This is a genomic window from Curvibacter sp. EU05-FHT14A10 (genome assembly GCF_058791075.1).
Window position 1 is genome coordinate 382145 of record NZ_JBYTDE010000004.1, and the last position, 6073, is coordinate 388217.

Consider the following 6073-nt stretch of genomic DNA (forward strand, 5'->3'; position numbering starts at 1 on the left):
CGAGATGATGCAGCAGGCCGTGCTGCGCGACAATCCTGGGTCTTATGAGAAATCCCCTGCCTACCACCCTGGACGCCTGGCTGACCCATTGCGAGCGGCTGCACCCGAAAAACATTGAGATGGGTCTGGACCGCGTGCGCGAGGTGGCGCGTCGCATGGACCTGCGTTTTGACGTGCCTGTGATCACGGTGGCGGGCACCAATGGCAAGGGCTCGACCTGTGCCATGCTGGAGGCCATCCTGCTGCAGGCCGGCTACCGTCCCGGTGTGTACACCTCGCCGCACCTGGTGCATTTTCAGGAACGCTGCCGGGTGCATGGCGAGATCGTCACGCCCGAAGCCCTGCTCCCGCACTTTGAGGCCGTTGAGCTGGCGCGCCTGCGGGGCGATGAGGTGTCGCTGAGCTATTTCGAGTTCACCACGCTGGCGATCCTGCGCTGCCTGTCGATGGCCGGGCTGGATGTGGCCATCCTGGAGGTGGGCCTGGGCGGGCGTCTGGATGCGGTCAACCTGATCGATGCGGACTGCGCCGTCATCACCAGCATCGACCTCGATCACATGGAGTACCTGGGCCACGACCGCGAGACGATTGGCCTGGAGAAGGCCGGCATCATGCGCACCGGTCGCCCGGTGGTGGTGAGTGACCCGCTGCCGCCGCAAAGCGTGCTGGATCGGGCGCTGGAGATCGGTGCTGATCTGTGGCGTTTCGGTACGGATTTCAATTTCTCAGGCGACAAGCTGCAATGGGGTTGGGCCGGCCGCGGGCGCCGTTACAGCGGTCTGGCCTACCCCGCCTTGCGCGGCGCCAACCAATTGGTCAATGCCTCTGGTGTGCTGGCGGCTTTGACGGCCTTGCGCGAACGCCTGCCCATCACAGCCCAGGCGGTGCGCAATGGGCTGGCCATGGTGGAGTTGCCCGGTCGCTTCCAGATCGTGCCGGGCCAGCCCACGCTGGTGCTGGACGTGGCGCACAACCCCCATTCGGTGGCGGCCTTGTCGGCCAATCTCGACGCCATGGGCTTCTATCCCTGTACCCATGCGGTGCTGGGAGCGATGGCCGACAAGGATCTGGGGCCCATGCTGGCGCGCATTGCTCCCTTGGTGGATCGCTGGTATTTCACCGACCTGCCGACCCCGCGCGCCGAGTCGGCCGCCGGGCTGCAAGCCAAGTGGCACGCACTGCAGATGGTGGCGGGCGGGCGACGTGAGGTCAGCACGGCCACCTTCCCGGATCCTCAGCAGGCCTTGGCGGCGGCCGTGGCCGCCGCAGACCCGGCTGATAGAATCGTGGTCTTTGGATCGTTCTTCACGGTGGGTGGTGTTCTCAAAGACGGCATTCCCCGCCTTCACGCCAAACATCTGGACGCCTGACGCCCACACTTCATGGCTTTTTTCAAGTTTCGCTGGCCCCTGGGGGGCGCTTCCAAAGGCCGTGACGAGCGGCCGCCGGCTTCATCGCAAGGTGACAGTGTGGAAGTGCTGCGCCGCCGCGCCCGCCATCGATTGATCGGTGCCGCCGTATTGGTCTTGGCTGGCGTGTTGGGCTTTCCGCTGCTGTTCGACACCCAGCCCCGACCGATTCCGGTGGACATCCCGATCGCCATCCCGGATAAGAACAAGTCGCCTGCGCTGGCTTTGCCGACGCCGCCGGTGACCGTCGGCAGCGCGTCTGATTCAGGCATCGGCCCTGACGAAGAGGTGGTGCCTTCCTCCAGCCCGCGCACAGAAACCCGAGCCGCCGCCAAACCGGCCGCTGAACCGCGCAAGGAAGCACCCAAGGTTGAGGCCAAGGCTGAAACCAGGCCCGAATCCAAGTCTGAGCACAAAGACAAGCCAGAGGCCCGCGCGGAGCGAAAGCCCGACCCCAAGCCGGAATCCAAACCCGAACCCAAGCCCGAAGCCCGGGCCGTGGCCAAGGCCGAAGCGAAGCCGGAACCCAAACCCGAAACCAGATCCGATGGCAAGGCCGCGGAGGATGCCGCCCGGGCGCGTGCCTTGCTCGAAGGCAAGAGTGCCGCTGAAGCGCCTCATGCACCTGCCGCCGCAGACAGTGCCCGCTTCATCGTCCAGGTGGGCGCCTTCAGTGATGCTGCCAAGGCTCGCGACGCCCGACTCAAGCTGGAAAAGGCAGGGCTGAAAACGTATACCCAGGTGATCGAGACCGGTGACGGCAAGCGCATTCGCGTGCGTGTGGGCCCATTTGCGGGCAAGGCAGAGGCCGACAAAGCGGCCTCGCGCATCAAGTCACTTGATCTTCCAGCATCCATCCTGACCTTGTGAGCAGTGATGCATAAGGCTGACGGATGGCTGTAGCGGACATGGTCCTGCTGGCGGTGCTGGGGGTGTCCCTGGTGATCGGCGCCTGGCGGGGGTTGGTGTATGAGACGGTCTCACTGGCTGGATGGGTGGTTGCATTCATCGCCGGGCAGTGGTTTGCCCTGGACGCTGCGGCGTACTTGCCGCTCGGATCAGCTGATGGATCGTTGCGTTATGCGGCTGGTTTTCTGGTGGTGTTTGTGGCGGCCATCTTTGCCTCGGCGTTGGTGGCTTTCATGGCGCAGAAGTTGGTGGCGGCCATCGGTATGCGGCCCGCAGACCGCGCGATGGGGGCCTTGTTTGGCCTGGTTCGCGGGGCGGTATTGTTGCTCGCGGTGGCGGTGGTGATTCAGGTCACGCCGCTGCACGAGGGCGGATGGTGGCAGGAGTCAAAAGGTGCACCGGTGCTTGCGGCGGTGCTGGATGGTTTGAAGCCGGCGTTGCCGGCACAGTTTGGAAGATATCTTCCTTGATCGGGGTTTTGTCATGTGTGGAATCGTCGGCGTTGTCAGCAACGCCCCTGTGAATCAGCTTATCTATGATGCCTTGCTGCTGTTGCAGCACCGCGGCCAGGATGCGGCCGGCATCGTGACCCAGCAGGAGCGCAAATTCTTCATGCACAAGGCCAAAGGCATGGTGCGTGACGTTTTCCGCACCCGCAACATGCGGGCTCTGCCGGGATCGGTGGGCCTGGGTCAGGTGCGTTACCCCACGGCCGGCAATGCCTACAGCGAGGAAGAGGCCCAGCCCTTCTACGTGAATGCACCTTTCGGCATCGTGCTGGTGCACAACGGCAACCTGACCAATGCCAAGACCCTGCGTTCGGAGCTGTTTTCCACCGATCACCGCCACACCAACACCGAAAGCGATTCGGAGGTGCTGCTCAACGTGTTCGCCCATGAGTTGGAACGCGCGACCCGCGGCTTGCCTCTGCAGGCTGAAGAGGTGTTCACGGCCGTGCGTGCGGTGCACAAGCGGGTCAAGGGTTCGTATGCCGTGATCGCCCTGATCGCGGGTCATGGCCTGCTGGCTTTCCGCGATCCTCACGGTATCCGTCCCTTGGCCATGGGCCGCAGTGCGGATGGCACCGTGATGGTGGCCAGTGAGTCGGTGGCCTTGGAGGGCACAGGCCATGTGTTCGAGCGCAACGTCGAGCCGGGCGAGGCCGTGTTCATTGACCTGAAGGGTCAGATGTCGTCTCAGCAATGCGCCGACAACCCCAAGCTCAATCCCTGCATTTTTGAATTTGTCTACCTGGCTCGCCCTGACTCGGTGCTGGACAATATTTCGGTCTACCAGGCCCGCCTGAACCTGGGTGAGAGCCTGGCCAAGCGGGTGGTTTCCACGGTGCCCCCGAGTGAGATCGATGTGGTCATTCCGATCCCCGAGTCCAGCCGGCCCAGCGCCACCCAACTGGCACACCTCTTGGGTATCCCTTACCGCGAAGGGTTCGTCAAGAACCGCTATGTCGGCCGCACTTTCATCATGCCGGGCCAGGGTGTGCGCAAGAAGTCGGTGCGCCAGAAGCTCAATGTGATCGGCAGCGAGTTCAAGGGCCGCAACGTGCTGCTGGTCGATGATTCGATCGTGCGCGGAACCACCAGTCGCGAGATCGTGCAGATGGCACGCGATGCTGGCGCCAACAAGGTTTACATGGCCAGCGCAGCACCGCCGGTGCGTTACCCGAATGTGTACGGCATTGACATGCCCACCAGCTCTGAACTGGTGGCCCATGACCGCACGGTCGAAGAGGTGCGCCAGATCATCGGCTGCGACGCCCTGATCTACCAGGATGTGGATGGCATGAAGGCCGCCATCGGCTCTCTCAACAGCAGCATCAGCGGCTTCGATGCCTCGTGCTTTGATGGCGTTTACGTGACTGGTGACATCACCTCTGACGACATCGCCCGCCTCAACGAGAACCGTGTGGGACAGGAAGAAGGCGAGCCCGATACCTCGCGCTTGGCCTTGCCCAACGCCCAGGAGGCCTGAGCCCGCCAAGGCCTTTTTTGCCCTTCACCTCGCCCTGGCCACTTCGGTGGCCAGTGGCCTTTTAGAACTGAACACCATGACCACCGTTTCCCCCACTGTGCGCACGCGTTTCGCGCCTTCGCCAACCGGCTTCATCCACCTGGGCAACATCCGCTCGGCGCTTTATCCCTGGGCCTTTGCCCGCGCCAACCAGGGCGTGTTCGTCTTGCGCATCGAAGATACCGACCTGGAGCGCTCCTCCCAGGCCGCGGTCGATGTGATCATTGAAGGCATGAAGTGGCTGGGCCTGGACCATGACGAGGGGCCGTTCTACCAAATGCAGCGCATGGCGCGCTACAAGGAAGTGCTGGCTCAGTTGCAGGCTGCTGGCCACGTCTACCCGTGCTACATGAGTGTGACGGAGCTGGATGCGCTGCGTGAACGTCAGATGGCGGCCAAGGAAAAGCCGCGCTATGACGGCACCTGGCGTCCGGCACCTGGCAAAACCCTGCCCCCGGTCCCCGAGGGGGTGCAACCGGTGCTGCGCTTCAAGAACCCCCAGGAAGGTTCTGTGGTGTGGGAGGACAAGGTCAAAGGGCGCATCGAGATCAGCAACGATGAATTGGATGACCTGGTGATTGCCCGTCCCGATGGCACGCCGACCTACAACTTCTGCGTGGTGGTCGACGACATCGACATGGCGATCACCCACGTGATCCGTGGTGATGACCACGTGAACAACACGCCGCGTCAGATCAACATCTTCCGTGCGCTGGGCCAAGAGCCCCCGGTGTATGCCCACCTGCCCACCGTGCTCAATGAGCAGGGTGAAAAGATGAGCAAGCGCAACGGCGCCAAGCCAGTGACCCAATACCGTGACGAGGGCTACCTGCCCGATGCCATGGTCAATTACCTGGCGCGACTGGGTTGGTCGCATGGTGACGATGAAATTTTCAGTCGTGAGCAGTTCCTGGGCTGGTTCAGTCTGGATCACCTGGGGCGCAGCGCCGCCCAGTTTGACGAGGCCAAGCTGCGCTGGGTGAATGCACAGCATCTCAAGGCACTCGATGACGCGACCCTCGCTGGCTTGGTGTTGCCCTTCGCTGCCAAACTGGGCTTGTCGGGCCTGGATGATGGTCGCCTGCCGGCCATCTGCGGCCTGTTCAAGGATCGTTGCGACACGTTGGTGGCCCTGGCCGACTGGGTGAAGGTGTTCTACGCTGAAGAAGTCAGCCCCCAGGCCGACGAACTGGCCAAGCACGTCACGGATGCGGTGCGCCCAGCGCTCCAGGCGCTGGATGCCCGTCTGCAGGTCTGTGCCTGGGACAAGCCTTCAATTTCCGCGGCCATCAAGGAAACACTGACCGAATTTGGCCTTAAGATGCCGCACTTGGCGATGCCAGTGCGTGTTCTCACGGCTGGTACGGCGCATACGCCGTCGGTCGATGCACTGCTTGAATTGCTCGGTCGAGAAAAAATTTCGCTGAGATTGCGAAACGCCTGAAAATGTGACTATAATTTGAGGCTCAGGAGTTAACGACATAAATAAAACGATGTTGAAGACAAATGAGCTAACTTGAAGTTAAATCAAGCTAGATGTGGGGGTATAGCTCAGCTGGGAGAGCGCTTGCATGGCATGCAAGAGGTCATCGGTTCGATCCCGTTTACCTCCACCACAGTTTGATTTGATGGTTAAGTAGTCCAAGGTTTTGACCCTATCGTCTAGAGGCCTAGGACATCACCCTTTCACGGTGAGTACCGGGGTTCGAATCCCCGTAGGGTCGCCA

The 6073-nt window shown here is 62.2% G+C and carries 5 protein-coding genes and 2 tRNA genes; all 7 read left to right on the forward strand.

Features of this window, described 5'->3' with window-relative positions; all coding sequences use genetic code 11:
- The first annotated feature begins 44 nt into the window (after positions 1-44).
- The 7 genes from folC to AC3WUT_RS10345 all read left to right on the forward strand — a co-directional run bounded on the left by folC (position 45) and on the right by AC3WUT_RS10345 (position 6073).
- Positions 45-1370 (forward strand): bifunctional tetrahydrofolate synthase/dihydrofolate synthase, encoded by a 1326-nt coding sequence (gene folC, locus AC3WUT_RS10315; RefSeq protein WP_492346984.1) that lies wholly within the window; start codon positions 45-47, stop codon positions 1368-1370.
- A gap of 12 nt (positions 1371-1382) precedes the next feature.
- Positions 1383-2279, forward strand: coding sequence for an SPOR domain-containing protein (locus AC3WUT_RS10320; protein WP_492346985.1), 897 nt, complete (start codon positions 1383-1385; stop codon positions 2277-2279).
- 23 nt (positions 2280-2302) lie between these two features.
- Positions 2303-2788: a CvpA family protein gene (locus AC3WUT_RS10325; RefSeq protein ID WP_492346986.1), complete on the forward strand. Its 486-nt coding sequence runs from the start codon at positions 2303-2305 to the stop codon at positions 2786-2788.
- Between the two features lie 13 nt (positions 2789-2801).
- Complete coding sequence (purF, locus tag AC3WUT_RS10330) at positions 2802-4307, forward strand: amidophosphoribosyltransferase (RefSeq protein WP_492346987.1); 1506 nt, start codon at positions 2802-2804, stop codon at positions 4305-4307.
- Between the two features lie 76 nt (positions 4308-4383).
- Positions 4384-5790, forward strand: a complete 1407-nt coding sequence (gene gltX, locus AC3WUT_RS10335; RefSeq protein ID WP_492346988.1) for a glutamate--tRNA ligase — start codon at positions 4384-4386, stop codon at positions 5788-5790.
- Positions 5791-5886: 96 nt separating this feature from the next.
- Positions 5887-5962, forward strand: a tRNA-Ala gene (locus tag AC3WUT_RS10340).
- Between the two features lie 35 nt (positions 5963-5997).
- Positions 5998-6073: transfer RNA gene (locus tag AC3WUT_RS10345), tRNA-Glu, on the forward strand.

Excerpts from the sequence above, each read along its gene's own strand:
- purF (WP_492346987.1), top strand. The coding sequence starts at position 2,802 with ATGTGTGGAATCGTCGGCGTTGTCAGCAACGCCCCTGTGAATCAGCTT.
- AC3WUT_RS10325 (WP_492346986.1), top strand. The coding sequence starts at position 2,303 with ATGGCTGTAGCGGACATGGTCCTGCTGGCGGTGCTGGGGGTGTCCCTG.
- AC3WUT_RS10320 (WP_492346985.1), top strand. The coding sequence starts at position 1,383 with ATGGCTTTTTTCAAGTTTCGCTGGCCCCTGGGGGGCGCTTCCAAAGGC.
- gltX (WP_492346988.1), top strand. The coding sequence starts at position 4,384 with ATGACCACCGTTTCCCCCACTGTGCGCACGCGTTTCGCGCCTTCGCCA.
- folC (WP_492346984.1), top strand. The coding sequence starts at position 45 with ATGAGAAATCCCCTGCCTACCACCCTGGACGCCTGGCTGACCCATTGC.